This window comes from Hymenobacter glaciei, from assembly GCF_039539585.1.
In the GTDB taxonomy this organism is placed as follows: Bacteria; Bacteroidota; Bacteroidia; order Cytophagales; family Hymenobacteraceae; genus Hymenobacter; species Hymenobacter glaciei.
The window spans coordinates 94,453-111,144 of the sequence record NZ_BAABDK010000030.1; the positions used below are offsets into that span (position 1 = coordinate 94,453).

General features: G+C 60.2%; 17 protein-coding genes. 6 read left to right on the forward strand and 11 right to left on the reverse strand.

Annotation, left to right across the window (positions count from 1 at the left end; all coding sequences use genetic code 11):
- Positions 1 to 30 precede the first annotated feature (30 nt).
- The 5 genes from secA to ABD837_RS19705 all read right to left on the reverse strand — a co-directional run bounded on the left by secA (position 31) and on the right by ABD837_RS19705 (position 7,063).
- A complete protein-coding gene (gene secA, locus ABD837_RS19685) occupies positions 31 to 3,438 on the reverse strand; it encodes a preprotein translocase subunit SecA (RefSeq protein WP_345058003.1) in 3,408 nt (1,135 codons plus the stop codon).
- A gap of 209 nt (positions 3,439 to 3,647) precedes the next feature.
- The gene (glf, locus tag ABD837_RS19690; RefSeq protein WP_345058006.1) at positions 3,648 to 4,826 is read right to left on the reverse strand and encodes a UDP-galactopyranose mutase; all 1,179 of its coding nucleotides are present in this window, start codon (positions 4,824 to 4,826) and stop codon (positions 3,648 to 3,650) included.
- Between the two features lie 124 nt (positions 4,827 to 4,950).
- Complete coding sequence (locus tag ABD837_RS19695; RefSeq protein WP_345058008.1) at positions 4,951 to 6,252, reverse strand: glycosyltransferase family 1 protein; 1,302 nt, start codon at positions 6,250 to 6,252, stop codon at positions 4,951 to 4,953.
- 164 nt (positions 6,253 to 6,416) lie between these two features.
- Positions 6,417 to 6,944, reverse strand: coding sequence for a GNAT family N-acetyltransferase (locus ABD837_RS19700; protein WP_345058010.1), 528 nt, complete (start codon positions 6,942 to 6,944; stop codon positions 6,417 to 6,419).
- Complete coding sequence (locus ABD837_RS19705; protein ID WP_345058013.1) at positions 6,941 to 7,063, reverse strand: hypothetical protein; 123 nt, start codon at positions 7,061 to 7,063, stop codon at positions 6,941 to 6,943. The genes ABD837_RS19700 and ABD837_RS19705 overlap by 4 nt, the downstream gene beginning before the upstream one ends.
- Before the next feature lie 64 nt (positions 7,064 to 7,127).
- Between ABD837_RS19705 and ABD837_RS19710 the strand changes: the two genes are divergently transcribed.
- The 3 genes from ABD837_RS19710 (at position 7,128) to ABD837_RS19720 (ending at position 8,830) form a co-directional block, all read left to right on the forward strand.
- Positions 7,128 to 7,580 carry a MarR family winged helix-turn-helix transcriptional regulator gene (locus ABD837_RS19710; RefSeq protein WP_345058016.1) on the forward strand — a complete coding sequence of 151 codons (453 nt, stop codon included), beginning with the start codon at positions 7,128 to 7,130 and terminating at the stop codon, positions 7,578 to 7,580.
- Positions 7,581 to 7,611: 31 nt separating this feature from the next.
- On the forward strand, positions 7,612 to 8,046 hold the full coding sequence (locus ABD837_RS19715) for an organic hydroperoxide resistance protein (protein ID WP_345058019.1): 435 nt from the start codon (positions 7,612 to 7,614) through the stop codon (positions 8,044 to 8,046).
- Between the two features lie 103 nt (positions 8,047 to 8,149).
- On the forward strand, positions 8,150 to 8,830 hold the full coding sequence (locus ABD837_RS19720) for a type 1 glutamine amidotransferase domain-containing protein (protein ID WP_345058022.1): 681 nt from the start codon (positions 8,150 to 8,152) through the stop codon (positions 8,828 to 8,830).
- A 77-nt stretch (positions 8,831 to 8,907) separates the two neighbouring features.
- On the opposite strand, the gene dapF is transcribed toward ABD837_RS19720, so the two are convergent.
- From dapF to ABD837_RS19735, 3 genes are all read right to left on the reverse strand, one after another.
- The gene (gene dapF / locus ABD837_RS19725) at positions 8,908 to 9,705 is read right to left on the reverse strand and encodes a diaminopimelate epimerase (protein WP_345058025.1); all 798 of its coding nucleotides are present in this window, start codon (positions 9,703 to 9,705) and stop codon (positions 8,908 to 8,910) included.
- Positions 9,706 to 9,767: 62 nt separating this feature from the next.
- Positions 9,768 to 11,600 carry a peptidoglycan D,D-transpeptidase FtsI family protein gene (locus ABD837_RS19730; protein ID WP_345058028.1) on the reverse strand — a complete coding sequence of 611 codons (1,833 nt, stop codon included), beginning with the start codon at positions 11,598 to 11,600 and terminating at the stop codon, positions 9,768 to 9,770.
- Positions 11,601 to 11,716: 116 nt separating this feature from the next.
- Positions 11,717 to 12,205: a DinB family protein gene (locus ABD837_RS19735; RefSeq protein ID WP_345058031.1), complete on the reverse strand. Its 489-nt coding sequence runs from the start codon at positions 12,203 to 12,205 to the stop codon at positions 11,717 to 11,719.
- Positions 12,206 to 12,349: 144 nt separating this feature from the next.
- On the opposite strand from ABD837_RS19735, the gene ABD837_RS19740 reads away from it, so the two are divergent.
- A complete protein-coding gene (locus ABD837_RS19740) occupies positions 12,350 to 13,234 on the forward strand; it encodes a class I SAM-dependent methyltransferase (protein WP_345058034.1) in 885 nt (294 codons plus the stop codon).
- A 13-nt stretch (positions 13,235 to 13,247) separates the two neighbouring features.
- Here ABD837_RS19740 and ABD837_RS19745 read toward each other — a convergent pair whose 3' ends face one another.
- On the reverse strand, positions 13,248 to 13,610 hold the full coding sequence (locus ABD837_RS19745) for a hypothetical protein (RefSeq protein WP_345058037.1): 363 nt from the start codon (positions 13,608 to 13,610) through the stop codon (positions 13,248 to 13,250).
- 1 nt (position 13,611) lies between these two features.
- On the reverse strand, positions 13,612 to 13,914 hold the full coding sequence (locus ABD837_RS19750; RefSeq protein WP_345058039.1) for a hypothetical protein: 303 nt from the start codon (positions 13,912 to 13,914) through the stop codon (positions 13,612 to 13,614).
- A 103-nt stretch (positions 13,915 to 14,017) separates the two neighbouring features.
- Here ABD837_RS19750 and ABD837_RS19755 point away from each other — a divergent pair, with 103 nt between their 5' ends.
- Positions 14,018 to 14,974 (forward strand): Ppx/GppA phosphatase family protein, encoded by a 957-nt coding sequence (locus ABD837_RS19755; RefSeq protein WP_345058042.1) that lies wholly within the window; start codon positions 14,018 to 14,020, stop codon positions 14,972 to 14,974.
- Positions 14,975 to 15,097: 123 nt separating this feature from the next.
- Positions 15,098 to 16,162 carry an Ldh family oxidoreductase gene (locus ABD837_RS19760; protein WP_345058045.1) on the forward strand — a complete coding sequence of 355 codons (1,065 nt, stop codon included), beginning with the start codon at positions 15,098 to 15,100 and terminating at the stop codon, positions 16,160 to 16,162.
- Between the two features lie 7 nt (positions 16,163 to 16,169).
- On the opposite strand, the gene ABD837_RS19765 is transcribed toward ABD837_RS19760, so the two are convergent.
- Positions 16,170 to 16,583, reverse strand: coding sequence for a hypothetical protein (locus ABD837_RS19765; protein ID WP_345058047.1), 414 nt, complete (start codon positions 16,581 to 16,583; stop codon positions 16,170 to 16,172).
- Positions 16,584 to 16,692 lie beyond the last annotated feature (109 nt).

The following is a 16,692-nucleotide window of genomic DNA, read 5'->3' on the forward strand; positions in this document are numbered from 1 at the left end:
CCGCCTTTTCAGTCTCAGGCATACGGTGAACTAGTCCACCAGCACGGCGCGGCCGTCGGCCACGTCCTGCTCGACCGACTTGTACTTCACGTCGCGTACGATGCGGCCGTCCATGTACTGCACGCTCACCTTGTCATTGCGGTTGGCCACTTTCTGGCTGCGCACGGGGGTTTGCTTTACAGCAGCCTGCGGGAGGTCCTGGGGGCCCATGTCTTCGGGGCCAGCGCCGAGCGAGTGCAGCATGTCTTCGTGCTCCACGGTGAGCTGGGGGGCGTGCTCTTCGTCTTCGAGGTAGTAGTCGGGCTCGTCGTTGGTGCCCACCATGCTGGTGTTCACCGGTACGTCGGCATGGAAGAGGAAGGTCGTGGTTTCCTCGTTCACCTTGCCAATCATGCGCTTGAACAGCTCGAAGCTTTCGAACTTGTACACCAGCAGCGGGTCCTTCTGCTCGTACACCGCGTTTTGCACTACCTGTTTCAGGTCGTCCATCTGGCGCAGGTGTTGGGTCCAGGCCGTGTCAATTACTGACAGCACCACTACTTTCTCCATCTGGCGCAGAATGTCGTGGCCGCCGGTGGCCTGGGCGCGGCGCAGGTTGGCAATGGCCTGCACCTGCTTTTTGCCATCGGTGAAGGGCACGGCAATGTTCTCGTAGGGCGCGCTCTGGCTCAGCAGGTCGTTGATGAGGGGCATCGCGTTGCTGGCGATGTGCTCGTTCTTGCTTTGGAAGTAGCCCAGGGCCTCGTCGTACAGCTTTTGGGTTAGAGCCGGCAGTTGCATGCTGGTCAGTTCCTGCGCCGTTATGTAGGTATCGTAACCGAAGACCTTGATGATGTTCAGCTTGAAATCTTCGAAGTCGCCCGTGATTTTGTGGCCGGCCGCGATTTCCTCGCTCACGTCATACACCATGTTCAGGATGTCGACTTCCATGCGGTCGCCGTGCAGGGCGTTGCGGCGGCGCTTGTAGACCACTTCGCGCTGGGCATTCATCACGTCGTCGTACTCCAGCAGGCGCTTGCGGGTACCGAAGTTGTTTTCCTCCACCTTCTTCTGGGCGCGCTCAATGGAGTTGGTAATCATGGAGTGCTGAATCACTTCGCCCTCTTCCATGCCCATGCGGTCCATCAGCTTCGCAATCCGGTCCGAGCCGAACAGGCGCATCAGGTTATCCTCCAGGCTCACGAAGAACTGTGAGGTGCCCGGGTCGCCCTGGCGGCCGGCACGGCCCCGCAGCTGGCGGTCGACGCGGCGGCTTTCGTGGCGCTCGGTGCCGATGATGGCCAGACCACCCGAACCTTTCGAAGTTTCGCGCAGCTTGATGTCGGTACCACGACCGGCCATGTTGGTGGCGATGGTTACGGTGCCGGGGTAACCGGCGGCGGCCACAATCTCAGCCTCGCGCTGGTTCTGCTTGGCGTTCAGCACCTGGTGCGGAATGCCCCGCAGCTTCAGCATGCGCGACATCAGCTCCGAAATCTCCACCGACGTGGTACCTACCAGTACCGGGCGACCGGCTTCCACCAGCTTCTGGATTTCGAGGGCCACGGCGTTGTATTTCTCACGCACCGTCTTGTACACCTGGTCATCCGAGTCCTGGCGCTGAATGCCGCGGTTGGTGGGAATCACCACCACGTCGAGCTTGTAGATTTCCCAGAACTCGCCGGCTTCGGTTTCGGCCGTGCCGGTCATGCCGCACAGCTTGTGGTACATGCGGAAGTAGTTCTGCAGCGTCACGGTAGCGTAGGTCTGCGTGGCGTCTTCCACACGCACGTTTTCCTTGGCCTCAATAGCCTGGTGCAGGCCATCGGAATAGCGGCGGCCTTCCATCACGCGGCCGGTTTGCTCGTCCACAATTTTCACCTTGCCGTCGTCGGTCAGGATGTACTGGTCGTCCTTCTCAAACAGCGTGTAGGCCTTCAGCAGCTGGTTCACGGTGTGTACCCGCTCGCTTTTCTCGTTGTAGTCGCTCATCAGCTTGTCTTTTTGCTGGAGCTTCTCTTCGGCCGAGAGTGCCACGTTTTTCTCGATGTCGGCGATGGCCATGCCGATGTCGGGCATGATGAACAGCTTGGGGTCCTCGCCCTGCGCCGTAATCAGGTCAATGCCTTTTTCGGTCAGCTCAATTTGGTTGTTCTTCTCGTCAATGGTGAAGAACAGCGGCTCATCAGCCTTGGGCATCTGGCGCGAGTTGTCGGCCAGGTAATGGTTTTCAGTGGCTTGCAGCACCGCCCGAATACCGGGCTCCGAGAGGAACTTGATGAGCGGCTTGCTCTTGGGCAGGCCGCGGTGGGCTCGGAACAGCATCAGGCCGCCTTCACCGTTCTTGTCGCCTTCCTCAACACCAGTTTTGCCTTCGGCGATGAGCTTGCGGGCCTGCACGAGGTAGTTCTGCACCACCTTCTTCTGCTCATCCACCAAGCGCTGGATGCGCGGCTTGAGCTGATAGAACTCGTGCACGTCGCCGCGCGGCACCGGGCCAGAGATGATGAGCGGCGTCCGCGCATCGTCAATCAGCACGGAGTCTACTTCGTCGACCATGGCGAAGTGGTGCTTGCGCTGCACCAGCTCCTCAGGGTCACGCGCCATGTTGTCGCGCAGGTAGTCGAAGCCAAATTCGTTGTTGGTACCGTAGGTGATGTCGGCCTGATAAGCGGCACGACGCTCCGGCGTGTTGGGCTGGTGCTTGTCGATGCAGTCCACAGTGATGCCGTGGAATTCGAACAGCGGCGCGTTCCATTCGGAGTCACGCTTGGCCAGGTAGTCGTTCACCGTTACCAGGTGCACCCCCCGTTTGGACAAGGCATTCAGGAACGAGGGCAGGGTCGAAACCAGCGTCTTGCCTTCGCCAGTAGCCATCTCAGCGATTTTGCCCTGGTGCAACACCGCGCCGCCCATCAGCTGCACGTCGTAGTGCACCATGTCCCACACGATTTCGGCACCGGCCGCCAGCCACTTGTTGGCCCAGATGGCCTGGTCACCCACAATCTGGCAGTTGGGGTGCGTGGTGGCGTACTCACGGTCGCGGGCGTTGGCGGTCACCACCAGCTGGCCGTTTTCCTTGTAGCGGCGGGCGGTGTCCTTCACAATGGCGAAGGCGGCAGGCAACACTTCCAGCAGCACGGCTTCGAGGTCTTTGTTGCGCTGCTTTTCCAGCGCGTCAATCTGCTCGAACAGTCCCTCTTTGGCGGCTACATCCAGTTGGGGTTGCGATTCAATTTGCTGGTGCAGCCCGGCAATCTGCCCGTCGAGGCCAGCAAGACGCTCGGCAATGCGGGCACGCACCACGTCGGTCTGGGCACGCAGCTGGTCATCGGTCAAGCCGGCCAGTTTGGCATATTCGGCATTAATCAACGCCACGTAGGGCGTGATTTCCTTTAAATCACGCTCCGACTTGGAGCCGAATATTTTGGCGACGGTCTTGCCTAGGAAGTCAAACATCAGGTAGTTTTTATAGCGAAATGCGTTTGCGCGCACCCCAAATTTACGGAGCGTTCTGCTAAAACCATCCCAAAACGAAAAGCCCCGCCAAATTGGCGGGGCTCGTAGCAACGTAGCGCGCAGCCTTTGCTGCCTACGCGAGCGCAGCGAGCAAGCAGAACCGCGCCATTGCCCATGCTCGCTGCGCTCGCATACGCAGCGCGCTACTTTTACTCCGGCTGCGGCGAGCGGCTCACCAGCTTCTCCACCAGGGCGGTGCTGCCCGAAATGGCTGGGCGAGCGGGCTTAGCGGCATTTTCCTTCTCCGTCAACTTCTTATAGAGCGTGAGGGCCTGGGCTACCACCTGGTCCATGTTGTAATACTTGTAGGTAGCGAGGCGGCCTACGAAATGCACATTGGGCGTTTCGTCGGCCAGCTTCTTATACTTGTTGTACAGCTCGGCGTTTTCGGCCATTGGGATGGGGTAGTACGGGTCGCCTTCAGCCTGCGGGTACTCGTACACGATGGCCGTTTTGGGGTGGTCCTGGCCGGTGAGGGCCTTGAACTCGGTGATGCGCGTGTAGGGGTGCTCGTTGGGGTAGTTCACTACGGGTGCGGCGAGGTGCTTCTCCTTGTTCAGCGTTTCGTGCTTGAACTCCAGCGAGCGATAGGGTAGCTTGCCAAACTTGAAGTCGAAATACTCGTCCACGGGGCCCGTGAAAATCATTTCCTTGAAGGGAATGAAGTCCATAATTTCATGGTAGTCCGTGTTTAGCATCACTTTGATGTTCGGGTGGTTGAGCATGTTCTCAAACATCCGGGTGTAGCCGTGCAGCGGCATGGCCTGGTAGGTATCGGTGAAGTACCGGTCGTCGCGGTTGGTACGGGTAGGCACCCGCGAAGTCACCGACTTGTCGAGCTGCGACGGGTCGAGACCCCACTGCTTGTTGGTGTAGTTCTTGAAGAACTTATTGTAAAGCTCACGGCCTACTTTGCTTACCACCACGTCTTCCGACGTCTTAATAACGTCCACATGCTCAGCAACTGAGGCAAAGAACTCATCCAGTTCGAAGCTCGTCAGGTTCAAGCCATAAAGCTTGTTAATGGTGTCGAGGTTAATGGGCATGGGCACGTGCTGCCCGTCGACCGAAGCTAGTACGCGGTGCTCGTAGGGGCGCCAGTCGGTGAAGTTGCCGAGGTAGTCGAACACATCCTTCGAATTGGTGTGAAAGATATGCGGACCATACTTGTGCACCAGAATGCCGTCCTCGTTATAATGGTCGTAGGCATTGCCAGCGATGTGGCTGCGCTTGTCAACGATGAGAACTTTTTTGTTGCTGCGGGTAGCCAGCCGTTCGGCGAGCACGCTGCCGGCAAAACCGGCCCCAACGATGAGATAGTCGAACATGGTGTGTAGGGTATGGGAGTGAGTGGGGAAGGGAGTAATTATCTAATACCTGGCTTGATGAAGCACTGACTAGGTTTTCAGCAGCTTGTAAGGCCATTGCGGCTATTTGCCTGCTGAAAAACATTCAGCTTCGGGTAATTGGTGGCAGCGTTACTTCCGACACCTTCGTGGCCATTCGCGGCTCATGGGCCCCGGTGGTGGTGGCGGCGTCGGGTGTTTTGGCCGAGAGGCGGGCCTGCATCAGGTCCACCATCTGCTGCCAGGTCTGGTCCCAGGAAATGGTCGCCAGGTAATCGTCGGTGCGTTGGCGCCAGTCGGCGTCGGCACGCTGGGTCAGTGCATTTTTGATGGCCTTGCCGAAGTCGGCCGCGTTATCGGCAATCTGTACCAGGTTAAGGTCGCCGTAGGGCCGTACCACGTCGCGGATAGGCGTACTAACCACCGGGTTACCCGCGGCGAGGTACTCCGGGGTTTTGGTGGGCGAGATGAACTTGGTGCTTTCGTTATCTGCAAACAGGAGCGTCGCCACATCCCAACCCTTTAGGTAGGCGGGCAGTTCCTTATAATCTTTGCCGCCGAGGTAATGCACGTTGGCTGTACGGGGCAAAATGGCGGGGTCAATCTTCACCACCGGTCCAATGATGACAAATTGCCACTCCGGATGGTTCTGCGCCAACTGCCGCAGCAGTTCAATGTCGAGGCGCTCATCGACTACTCCGAAGAAGCCGACGCGTGGGTGCGGAATGCTGGTCTGGTCGGCGGGCTCGGCCATGGGGCCGCGGGCCTGGCCAAAGTGCGCTTTGTCGATGCTGCTCGGGAACGGATGTGCATCGGGGTGCTGCTCGCGCTTGGATTCATAGAGCGTGTGACCGCCGGTGAACACGAGGTCGGCTTTGGCGAAAAGCTCCTGCTCGCGTTTTTTGAGCTCGGGTGGGGCAAACTTGAACGCGGCCAACTCGTCCATGCAGTCATACACGGTGAGTTTGGGCGTAAACTGACGCGACTTGCCGAGGGCCATTGGCGTGTAATACCAGAACAGGTAGTTGGTTACGCCCTGCTCGCTGAAGTAATGGCTCAGCACTTCGAACTGGGCCTGGTCGGCGGCATCTTCGTCGGCGCGCAGGCGCTGGGGCAAGTGCACGACCACCACTTTCACCCCATTGTCGCGGTCTTTAATCTCAACGTGTGGCTCGATGAGGTTGTCGCTGTGATAAAAAGCATCTTCGACGTAAAATACCCGGCCTTGTTGGGCGAAGCGCGACAGGAGATGCTGTGGGCGCTGCCACACAAAATCCCAGTGCAGATGCGCGAAGCATACCAGGTCGGGCAGAGAATACGTAAACGTTGTTTCGGCGCCTGATGCGCTGGGCCGGACAGCGTTGGCAGAAGGGCGTGGGAACGCTTCCACCGTCGAAGAAGGGGGCATGAAGAGTAGCAGGAAAAGGGGTTTCGTGCCACACCGGAGGAACTCGTTGACCTACTCGGCTGGGGCGCTTGCTACCCTATACGCAACCCTTCGGCCAAAGGATATAGACCAGCTTACATTGCTAAGTATTCACCTAGTCTTACCTTTACCACAGGTATATAAGGCTACGCAGATTCTCCTATAATTGTCGAAGCCTGCAGCAGACATTGCCATTCTACGGCATCGACCCAGCCATCCGCGGTGCGTAACCAGCCATGCCGGATGCCCACGCGTCGGAAACCAGCGGCACGAAACAACTTCAAACTCGCTGCGTTATCGGCGCCTACGGTCGCGTAAATCTGGTACAGGCGCAGCACGCTGCGAGCGTACTCTTTTAGTAGTTCCAACGCCTGCCGAGCATAGCCGTGGCGGCGCTCACTGGCCAGAATAATGATGCCTACCCCCGCCCGCTGGTGCAGCGGGTCGTAATCGAACAGGTCGACGATGCCAATGGCCGGGCTGCCAATATCAGTAGTAATTACCAGCCGTAGCTGGCGCACTACGTAGAAATCCGCACTGGCATGCTCCAGGTATTCGCGCAGCGTGTGGCGCGATACCGGCGCGAGCGTGTCAGATACCCCCCAGATGTCGGGGTCGTTTTCGAGGGCGAAAAGAAATTCGAGGTCTTCGGGTTCGAGGGCGCGCAGGTTCATGGTTGAATAAAGGTATCGCGCGCCGGCAGCATCCGGAGGACGCTGGGCAAAAACAGGCGTTTTCTGCGCTGCTGCTGCATTTCCGGCAGGCACAGCATGGCAGCAAAAGTGGTAGCCACAAAAAATAAGTTATGCACAATCAAACATTGCACAACCATAACCCGTTTACCTTTGCGAAACTCTATGGCTACCTCCCCCACCCCACCCGCCAAAAACTCGCTGCTTAGGCTGGAGAACCAGCTGTGCTTCCCGTTTTATGCGGTATCGCGACTGCTCACCAAAGCTTATCAGCCGCTGTTGCAGGCGCTCGACCTCACGTATCCACAGTACCTCGTGTTTCTGCTGTTGTGGGAGCACGAGCAGCTGACGGTGAAGGAGCTGGGCGAAAAGCTGCTGCTCGATTCGGGCACGCTCACGCCGCTGCTCAAACGCATGGAGCAGAAGCAGTGGCTGAGCCGACGCCGCGACCCGCGCGACGAACGGTCGGTCATCATCGCACTGCTGCCGGCCGGTCGGGCCCTCGAAGCTCAGGCCGAAAAGATTCCGTTGCAGATGCTTGATAAAATGCAGATGTCGGAAGCCGAAATACTGGCTCTGCGCACTCACCTCACCCATTTACTTACCCAGCTGGCTTAGCAGCCAGCGCTTTACTTTTTTTCTTATTCCGATGAAAATCGAAAAAATCTTCACTGCTCAGGCCCTGGCCAAAGGCGGCCGCGACGGCCACGTTACTACCAACAACAACGTGCTCAGCATCGACCTGAGCACGCCCAAGGAGATGGGCGGCCCCGGCAAAGCCGGCGCGACCAACCCCGAGCAGCTGTTTGCCGCTGGCTATGCGGCCTGCTTCGAAGGCGCGCTGGGTGTAGCCGCCCGCCAGGCCAACGTGCGCCTGGAAAACGTGACTGTGGAAGCCTTCATCGGCTTCGGTAAGGCTGAGGACGGCGGCTACGGTATCTCGGCCGACCTGCACGTAAACCTGCCCGGCTTCGAGCAAAAGCAGGCCGAAGAGCTGGTGGAAGCGGCTCACGGCATTTGCCCCTACTCGCGTGCCACCAAAGGCAACATCGAAGTAAGCCTTACCACTACGACTAACGCTTAAGCGTAGTAATCTCCCAGTCTATCTAATTCTGACAAGGCCTCGGTCTACGCCGGGGCCTTGCTGTTTTCGGCAATTATTGTCACTCATCTGTTAACTCTCTCCCATGAAAATTGCCATGATTCTGACTTCGCACGACCAGCTCGGCGACACCGGCCACAAAACTGGTTTCTGGCTCGAAGAATTCGCTGCTCCTTACTATGCGTTCGTTGATGCCGGCGCCGACATTACCCTCGCTTCGCCCAAAGGCGGCCAGCCACCCCTCGACCCCAAAAGCGACGAGACCGGCGCCCAGACCGCAGCCACGGAGCGCTTTAAGCAAGACCCCGCCGCTCAAAAAGCCCTAGCTAATACGGTAACGCTCGACACCATCAAGGCCGAGAATTTTGATGCCGTGTTCTACCCCGGTGGCCACGGCCCGCTGTGGGATTTAGCCGAAGACGCCAAGTCAATTGCCCTCATCGAAAGCACCTACGCCGCCGGCAAGCCGCTAGCGCTGGTGTGCCACGCTCCCGGCGTGCTACGCCGCGTGAAGGCTGCCAACGGCGAGCCCCTGGTACGCGGCAAGGCAGTTGCCGGCTTCACAAATACTGAAGAAGAAGCGGTGCAACTGACCAACGTGGTGCCCTTCCTGGTAGAAGACATGTTGAAGGAAAACGGCGGCAACTATTCGAAAGGTGCCGACTGGCAGCCCTACGTTGTAACCGCCGGCAACCTGATTACGGGCCAGAACCCGGCCTCTTCGGAGCCCGCAGCCCAAGCGCTGCTGAAGATGCTGGCGAAGTAAGCGCAGCTTAACTCACGCACAAAAAAGCCTCCCGTTGTTGCGGGAGGCTTTTTCTGCTTTTATAGACATTTGTAAAACTACACCTCTCCGCCAAATACGCGCGTAGCCGGGCCACTCAGCCACACGTTGGCAAAGCCGCCATCGGGCTGCTGCTCGAAGCTCACTTCCAACTCGCCGCCCATGGTTTGCAACCGTACCGGCGATACCGCACCGCGCTGCGAGGCAGCCAGGGCTACGGCCGTGACGCCAGTGCCACAGCTCAGGGTTTCATTTTCGACGCCACGCTCGTAGGTGCGCACGGGCCAGGCATGGGCGGGGTCGGCGGGTACTTCGACGAAGTTGACGTTGGTGCCGACGGGGTCGTAGGCTTGGTCGTAGCGAATGTCGTGGCCGGCGCCGTACACGTCGAATTCGGCCAGCTTGTGGCCTTCTTCGGGGTCGAGGAAGTGAATATGGTGGGGCGAGCCGGTGTGCAGAAACACGTCGTCCTCCCCTATTTCGGCTTCAATCGGGGCATTCACGTCAATCATGCGCAGGCGCACGGTGCCGTCGGGTTCCACGCGGGCGTCGTGGGGGCCATCGACGGCCAGAAAACGGGTTTCGGAGTTGATGAGGCCGAGGTGTTTGGCGAAGGCCACGGTGCAGCGGCCGCCGTTGCCGCACATGGAGCTGGGGCGCCCGTCGGCGTTGAAGTACACCATTTCGAAATCGAAATCGGGCTTGTTGCGCAGCAGAATCAGGCCATCGGCCCCGATGCCGAACCGACGGTCGCAGAGGCGGGCGATAAGCGGCTGGTCAGTTTCGTCGAAAGCGCGGGCCCGGTCGTCAATCATCACGAAGTCGTTGCCGGTGCCCTGATATTTGTGGAATTGCATGTATTGATAACTAATAATTTTCTGGTTAGGCAAACGTGCTGCAAAGAAACCGGCTGGCGGACTTATCGTTCCTCGTGGCCCTGCTCGGCCAGGTTGCCGCAGCGTATCCAGTTCTCCCAGCGCTTGCGTTTGGGGGCAATTTTGCCGCGCAGGTACTTCTCCATAATAAGTGAGGCCAGTGGGGCTGCTGAGAGGCCGCCGAAACCGCCGTTTTCGATGTACACCGCCACCACAATTTTCGGGTTGGTTGCCGGCGCAAAACCGGCAAAGGTGGCGTGGTCGTCGCCCTCGTCGTTCTGCACGGTGCCGGTTTTGCCAGCTACCTCAATGCCTATATCAGCCAGGGAGGCCAGCTCGGCAGTGCCACCGGGGCGCATGGCCGCCACCATGCCCGGAATCAACTCGGCGAAATGTACGCTGTCGACCAGCGTGTGGTGCTTCTGACGGAAGCGGGCCAGCGGCGCGTCGGAGTCGCCCACGGCCCGCACAAAATGCGGCGCAATAAACCAGCCCCGGTTGGCAATGGTGGCCAGCACGTTGGCCGTTTGCAGCCCAGTCAGGTTGATTTCGCCCTGCCCGATGCTGAGCGAATAGATGGTGCGGTAGTTCCAGCGGCGGGCGCCGTAGTGGCGGTCGTAGTAGGCCGGGGTGGGAATAAACCCGGGGTTTTCGCGGGGCATATCAACCCCCAGCAGCGTATCGAGGCCGAAGGATTTGACGTGGCGCGTCCAGGCGGCCAGGTTTTGGTGGCGCACGCGCACGGTATCGACGGGCTGGGCCAGCGAGTCGGGCACGTTGTCGACTACCGCCCGCAGCACGCGGTAGAAGTACGGGTTGCAGCTGTATTTGAACGCCTGCGTGAGGTTGTGGGCATTGGGGTGCTCGTGCACGCAGTTGATGAGCGACTGGTCGCAGCGGAACCCGGTTTTGGCCGTGATGGCCCCCAGCTGCAACGCCACAGCCGCATTCACCAGCTTGAACACCGAGCCCGGCGGGTTGGCCAGCAGCGCCGGGCGGTTCAGCAGCGGCATGTCGGGGTTGAGGAGCAGCGCCCGCCGCTCGCCCCCACGCCCCAAGGCAGTAAGGGTAGCCGGGGCAAACGTGGGGGCCGAAACGTAGCAGAGAATTTCGCCGGTAGCCGGCTCCAGCGCGACAATGTAGCCGCGGCGCTCGGCCAGTATGCGCTCGGCGTAGGCCTGCAGGTCGGCATCGAGGCTCAGGTGCAGGTCCTGGCCGGGCTGGAAGGCAGTATCGGCAGCCCAGGTGCCGTGGGCATGGCCCAGCGCATCGCGCAGCGGGTGGTAGGCGCCGCGCCGGCCTGCCAGCAAGGCATTATAGTAGCTTTCGATACCGCCGTTGCGGAGCCGAAAAAAGCGGCCCCGGGCCAACTGCTGCGCCTGTGTCAGAAACGGCTGCGCGTTGCTATAAGCATAGCCCAGCACCGGTGCAGCCACGGGCCGGCGGTAGTTGCGGGCCGTGTATTCGCGTACCACCAAGGCGGGCCATGCGCGCTGATGCCGGCGCAGGGTATCGGCTTCAGAAACGGTCAGCTCCAGCTGCAGGGGCAACTGGCGGCGCTGCAGGTCGCGGCTGCGGAACTCGAAGGCACTATCGGGCCAGCCCAGCAGGCGGTTAAGACGGGCCGAATCGAGCCACTTGCGACGCGGCAGCACCAGCAGGTAGTGGCGACCGGTGTACACCAGCAGCGAATCGTGGCGGTCGAATACCTGCCCGCGGTGCGGCCACTTTACTTCGCGGTGCTCCGTGTAAGTATCAGGAGCCAGCACGGCGCGTAATGGCGCGTTGGGCGTGCGCAGCCACCACAGCCCAAGCGCTAGCACGGCGAACAAGACGACCGAAACCCAAACTAACTTCTTGCGAGTGGCAGGCAGCATCCGGTAAAGCTAGCGGTTAGGCACCGCGTGGGCCGGGCTTCTTCGATGAACCGGGTTAGCGGCCGCTTGAAGTGGGCAGATTAACGGGGTATGGCCAACGGCAACCTCAGCTACTACTAAGCGAGCAGCTTGCGCAGCAGCACAATCTGGCCCGCGTGGTAGAGGTAGTGCTGAGCTACTCCGTGCAGCATCTGGTAAGCGGTGTAGCTGTTGCCCTGCGGCGGCTCGAAGGTGGCCCCGATAACGCGGTCCAGCTCGTTTTCGGGTAAGGTTTCAACAAACGCTAGAAGCTGCTGCTGGGCCTTGTGTAGCGCGGCTAAAGCCGCCTGCCAGTCGGTTTCGGCGAGGTTGTTGGGCAGGGCGGGCCAGTCTTCGGCAGCGCCGGGTTGCAAGGGCTTGTTGCCGGCCAAGCGACGCCGCACAATGGCGGTCCAGCTCGCAACGTGCAGCACAATCTCCCAGATGCTGTGGGCATTTTTAATGGGATACTGGGCGGCCTGAGCAGCAGTTACCCCTTCCAGATTGGTCAGCAGCGAAGGACCGCACCACGGTTCACCGTCGAACGCATGGCGGAGCTGGTCGAGCAGGCGAGGGATTTCAGGCATGTGGAAAGTGGGGAGGCTATAGGAGAAGCAAAACAGCAATACGATATCGAGCCCCGAAAGGCTTGAGCCAGCATCTCGGCCCAAATGCCACGCCCTGCCGGGTAAGACCCTACCGGGCACGGCCCCTACCTTTGCAGCCTGCTTATGTACGACTTCCTCACCACCTCCCCCTGGCCCGACTACGAGCTGATTGATTCCGGCAACTTCCAGAAGCTCGAACGTTTCGGCAAGTACGTGCTGGCCCGGCCCGAGCCGCAGGCCATCTGGGACCCGCACCTGCCGCTTACAGAATGGGAACGCGCCGATGCCGCTTTTGCCCGCGCCCCCGGTTCCACCGAGAAAGGCCAGTGGCGCCTCAAGCCCGACATGCCCGAGCAATGGCTCATCGACTACCAGCGACCCGACGGCCTGAAGCTAAAATTCCGCCTTGGTCTCTCGTCGTTCAAGCACGTGGGGCTGTTTCCGGAGCAGGACCCCAACTGGCAGTTCATCTACAACCAAACGCGGAAGCGCCGCGCCAAGCTGCCGCGCGTGCTCAACCTGTTTGCCTACACCGGCGCCGCCACGCTGGCTGCCCGCGCCGCCGGCGCCGACGTCACGCACCTCGACTCAGTGAAGCAGGTGAACTTCTGGGCCCGCGACAACATGGAAGCCAGCCAGCTCGACGGGGTGCGCTGGCTCGTAGAAGATGCCATGAAGTACGTGCGGCGCGAAGTGAAGCGCGGCAGCAAGTACCAGGGCCTCATCCTCGACCCACCCGCCTACGGCCGCGGCCCTAACGGCGAAAAGTGGCAGCTCGAAGACGAGTTGAACGAGATGCTCAAGCTCAGCCAGCAATTGCTCGACCCCGAGGACCATTTCTTCGTGGTAAACCTGTATTCGCTGGGTTTCTCGGCCCTTATTCTGGATAACCTGACCACCGCCATTTTCCCTGGTGAGAAGGCGGTGCGCGAGTTGGGCGAGATTTACCTGCACGATGCGGGCCAGCGCAAGCTACCCCTGGGCACGTTCTGCCGGTTTGCTACGTAGCGTGGGCCCAGCCTCAGGCCGGCTTGTTTAGCCACTGCTGGAATATGAGCGCACCCACTGCGTAAGCCAGCACATCGACGGGGTCGGCTACGGCCGTAGCTGACCAAAGAGGTAGCACGCCTTCGAACCAGAGGACTACAATGCCCCAGGCCGCCAGCACCCACGTGCCCGGCAGCATAGCCCGCCGGTCGTATACCAATTGGTGCGCGGCCAGGGCCAGGCTGAGAATAATAGGCAGGCACAGCACGTCGCTCAGGTAGGAAGTGAGCCAGGCCGGCAACGACCAGTGCAGCCAGCGTTTATTGAGTTGGTAGCTCCCATATATCAGGGCGCAACCCAGAAACAACGGGTGGCGGAGCACGGCCGGCGCCCGCATGTTAGGCCGCGATAGCCGTCACCAGCCAGACAATGAACCCCAAGATGGCGATAAACAACAACTGCCCACCGCGCACGATGGTCTTGAAAAACCACACGATGCCGCCATCTTCGGGATTGATTTGTATGAGCTCGATACCTCCTCGCAGGTGCTCCGTGGCTGCCTGCTGCTGGTCTTCGGCGTGAGTGCGCGGGTCCAGGAACTCACCACAGTGCTCGCAACGGTCGGCACCTTGCTGTTGCCATTGCGACCACTGCTGGCAAGAAGGGCACTTCTTTGTAGAAACCAGATTTTTATCAGCCATAGCTCGTACTTGCGCCCAAAGTTACGTAGGAAGCCGACGAACAATAGTGCTTCTTCGATATAAACCCGCTTGCCTTCCCGGGCCTTTGCTACGCCACCCCTCAATGCATCAAATCACCAGCCACCAGCGCCGCGTTGCCCTTATCGACATGGGTACTAACACCTTCCACCTGCTCATCGTGGAAATGCCCACCGTGCCCGGCGAAAAGCCAGTGCCCCTGCTGCGCACTAAAGCTGGCGTGCGCCTGGGCGAAGGCGGCATTAGCCAAGGCATCATCGCGCCCGAAGCCTATGCCCGCGCGCTGCACACACTGGCCGGTTTCAAGGAAGAAATTGAGCTGCACGAAGCCCAGGAAGTGCGCGCCACCGCCACCAGCGCCATGCGCGTGACGAAAAACGGCCCCGACCTGGTGCGCGACATTTTCGAGCAAACCGGCATTCAGGTCAACGTCATTCCCGGCGACCGCGAGGCCGAACTCATTTGCGAAGGCGTGCGCCAGGCCGTGGATTTGGGCGAGGAAGCCCAGCTGATTATGGACATCGGCGGCGGCTCGGTCGAGTTCATCGTTGCCAACCAGCGCACCATTTTCTGGAAGCAGAGCTTTGAAATAGGCGCGCAGCGCCTGCTCGACAAGTTCTTCCCCGACCCCAGCGGCGTATTTCCTGCCGAAGCGGTGGAAGCCGAGCAGCGCTACCTCAGCACGGTGCTGGAGCCGCTTATCGAAGCCGTGCAGCGCTACCGGCCCGTCAGCCTCGTGGGGGCTTCGGGCAGCTTCGACAGCCTTGCCGACATGCAAATTGGGAACTTGCGCACTGAAAGTGAGTTGCCTCCCTGCACCGAGCTGGCGCTGGAATCCTTCCAAACCAGCTACCGCCACCTGCTCAGCGGCAACCACGAGCAGCGCAAAGCCCTGCCCGGCATTCTGCCCATGCGCGCCAATATGCTGGTAGTGGCGGCCGTGCTGATTGACTTTGTACTGGGCATTGCCGAAATCACGCGCATCCGCACCTCGGCTTACGCGCTCAAAGAAGGACTATTGGCCGAAATGCTGGCCGTATAAAACGTCATGCAGAGCGCAGCGAAGCATCTCGCTTGTGGCAGTAACTCAATCATGAAAGCGTCAATAAGTAGTGGCACGCGAGATGCTTCGCTGCGCTCTGCATGACGTGCAGCTAAACCACCAATGCCGACTTTTTCCTATACCCAGCTTTTCACCTTCACCGAAAGAGTTTTCCGCCGCATCGGCTGCCCCGAAGCCGATGCTACGCTGGCCACCGAAACCCTGCTCTCGGCCGACCTGCGCGGCATCGACTCGCACGGTGTGGCCCGCCTCATGGGCTACGTGCGCCTCTGGGAGGCTGGCCGCATCAACGCGACGCCCCGCGTGGGCATCACCTACGAAACGCCCAGCACCGCGGTGGTGGATGGCGACGGTGGCCTGGGCTTGGTGGTGGGTCCCAAAGCCATGCGCATTGCTATCGAAAAGGCCCAGCAGGTGGGTTCCGGTTGGGTTTCGGTGAAAAACTCCAATCACTTCGGCATTGCGGGCTACCATGCCATGCTGCCCCTGGCCCACGACATGATTGGCATCGCCATGACCAACGCCTCGCCGCTCGTGGCCCCTACCTATTCGCTTGACCGCCTGCTCGGCACCAACCCCATCGCCGTGGCCGTGCCCGCTGGCGAGCAACCCGATTTCGTGGCTGATATGGCCACCACTACTGCCGCCAATGGCAAGCTCGAAATTGCCCAGCGCAAAGGCACGCCCCTGCCCGAAGGCTGGGCTCAAACCGCCGACGGCCAACCCAGCACCGACGCCAATGCTGTAAAAAACGGCGGCGCGCTGCTACCGCTCGGTGGCGCAACCGGCTCGCACAAGGGTTATGCTTTGGGGAGCATCGTCGACATCTTTTCGGCGGTGCTGTCTGGTGCGAACTACGGGCCGTGGGTGCCGCCCTTCGTGGCTTTCCTCCAACCTTCGGCCAACCCGGTGGGTCAGGGCCTGGGCCATTTTTTCGGGGCTATGCGCGTCGATGCCTTCCGGCCCGCCGATGAATTCAAAGCCCACATGGATAACTGGATTGCAACTTTCCGCAGCGCGCAGGCCGTGGAAGGCAAAAAGGTCCTTATCCCCGGCGACCCGGAGCGGGAAATGGCTGCCCACCGGCTGCTGGATGGCATCCCGTTGCTTGATGCCGTGGTGAAGGACTTGGAAGGCGTGGGCGCGAAATTTGGGGTGAAGCTGTAGCGCGGCCTTACTCCAAACAAGCCAACTCGGCCCGCAGCTCGGCCATCGTCACGGGCCGGTACTCGAGGCCACCATACAGCAGGGCTGTGGCTTTCACATCGCGGATAGCCAGGTAGGTGATGCCGTTTTCGCGCCGCAGGGCCACCAGCGTTACCGGCTCGGCATACGGTACGCCGCTGAACACAACCTTGTCGGGGGCGTAAGCGGCACCGTTCATCACGCCGCGTATGGCCTTGAAAACCAGCTTCACAATGGCATCGGTCGGGCCGGGGTTCACGCCTACGGTCAGCCGCTTGCTGGCACTCGTAAACCGGTCGCAGTTTATCCAGTCCAGCTGCTGGGCGCTGAATTCCTCGTACACCCCCGCCTCGCTGATTTTGGCCTTCGAGGTATCCGTGAACTGCCCGCGGATGCGCACCAACTCTACCGCGGCCGCGGCCCGTAGCTGCCGCCAGTTTGCCGCAGATAAGTAGGTCGGATGAATTAGTTTTCACTAAAGGGGGAGAATTGAATGCGGAGTTGTTTGCCGA

Excerpts from the sequence above, each read along its gene's own strand:
- ABD837_RS19730 (WP_345058028.1), bottom strand. The coding sequence starts at position 11,600 with ATGCTGCCTGCCACTCGCAAGAAGTTAGTTTGGGTTTCGGTCGTCTTG.
- ABD837_RS19710 (WP_345058016.1), top strand. The coding sequence starts at position 7,128 with ATGGCTACCTCCCCCACCCCACCCGCCAAAAACTCGCTGCTTAGGCTG.
- dapF (WP_345058025.1), bottom strand. The coding sequence starts at position 9,705 with ATGCAATTCCACAAATATCAGGGCACCGGCAACGACTTCGTGATGATT.
- ABD837_RS19760 (WP_345058045.1), top strand. The coding sequence starts at position 15,098 with ATGCCGACTTTTTCCTATACCCAGCTTTTCACCTTCACCGAAAGAGTT.
- glf (WP_345058006.1), bottom strand. The coding sequence starts at position 4,826 with ATGTTCGACTATCTCATCGTTGGGGCCGGTTTTGCCGGCAGCGTGCTC.
- ABD837_RS19745 (WP_345058037.1), bottom strand. The coding sequence starts at position 13,610 with ATGCGGGCGCCGGCCGTGCTCCGCCACCCGTTGTTTCTGGGTTGCGCC.
- ABD837_RS19740 (WP_345058034.1), top strand. The coding sequence starts at position 12,350 with ATGTACGACTTCCTCACCACCTCCCCCTGGCCCGACTACGAGCTGATT.
- ABD837_RS19735 (WP_345058031.1), bottom strand. The coding sequence starts at position 12,205 with ATGCCTGAAATCCCTCGCCTGCTCGACCAGCTCCGCCATGCGTTCGAC.
- secA (WP_345058003.1), bottom strand. The coding sequence starts at position 3,438 with ATGTTTGACTTCCTAGGCAAGACCGTCGCCAAAATATTCGGCTCCAAG.
- ABD837_RS19695 (WP_345058008.1), bottom strand. The coding sequence starts at position 6,252 with ATGCCCCCTTCTTCGACGGTGGAAGCGTTCCCACGCCCTTCTGCCAAC.
- ABD837_RS19755 (WP_345058042.1), top strand. The coding sequence starts at position 14,018 with ATGCATCAAATCACCAGCCACCAGCGCCGCGTTGCCCTTATCGACATG.
- ABD837_RS19700 (WP_345058010.1), bottom strand. The coding sequence starts at position 6,944 with ATGAACCTGCGCGCCCTCGAACCCGAAGACCTCGAATTTCTTTTCGCC.
- ABD837_RS19720 (WP_345058022.1), top strand. The coding sequence starts at position 8,150 with ATGAAAATTGCCATGATTCTGACTTCGCACGACCAGCTCGGCGACACC.
- ABD837_RS19715 (WP_345058019.1), top strand. The coding sequence starts at position 7,612 with ATGAAAATCGAAAAAATCTTCACTGCTCAGGCCCTGGCCAAAGGCGGC.
- ABD837_RS19750 (WP_345058039.1), bottom strand. The coding sequence starts at position 13,914 with ATGGCTGATAAAAATCTGGTTTCTACAAAGAAGTGCCCTTCTTGCCAG.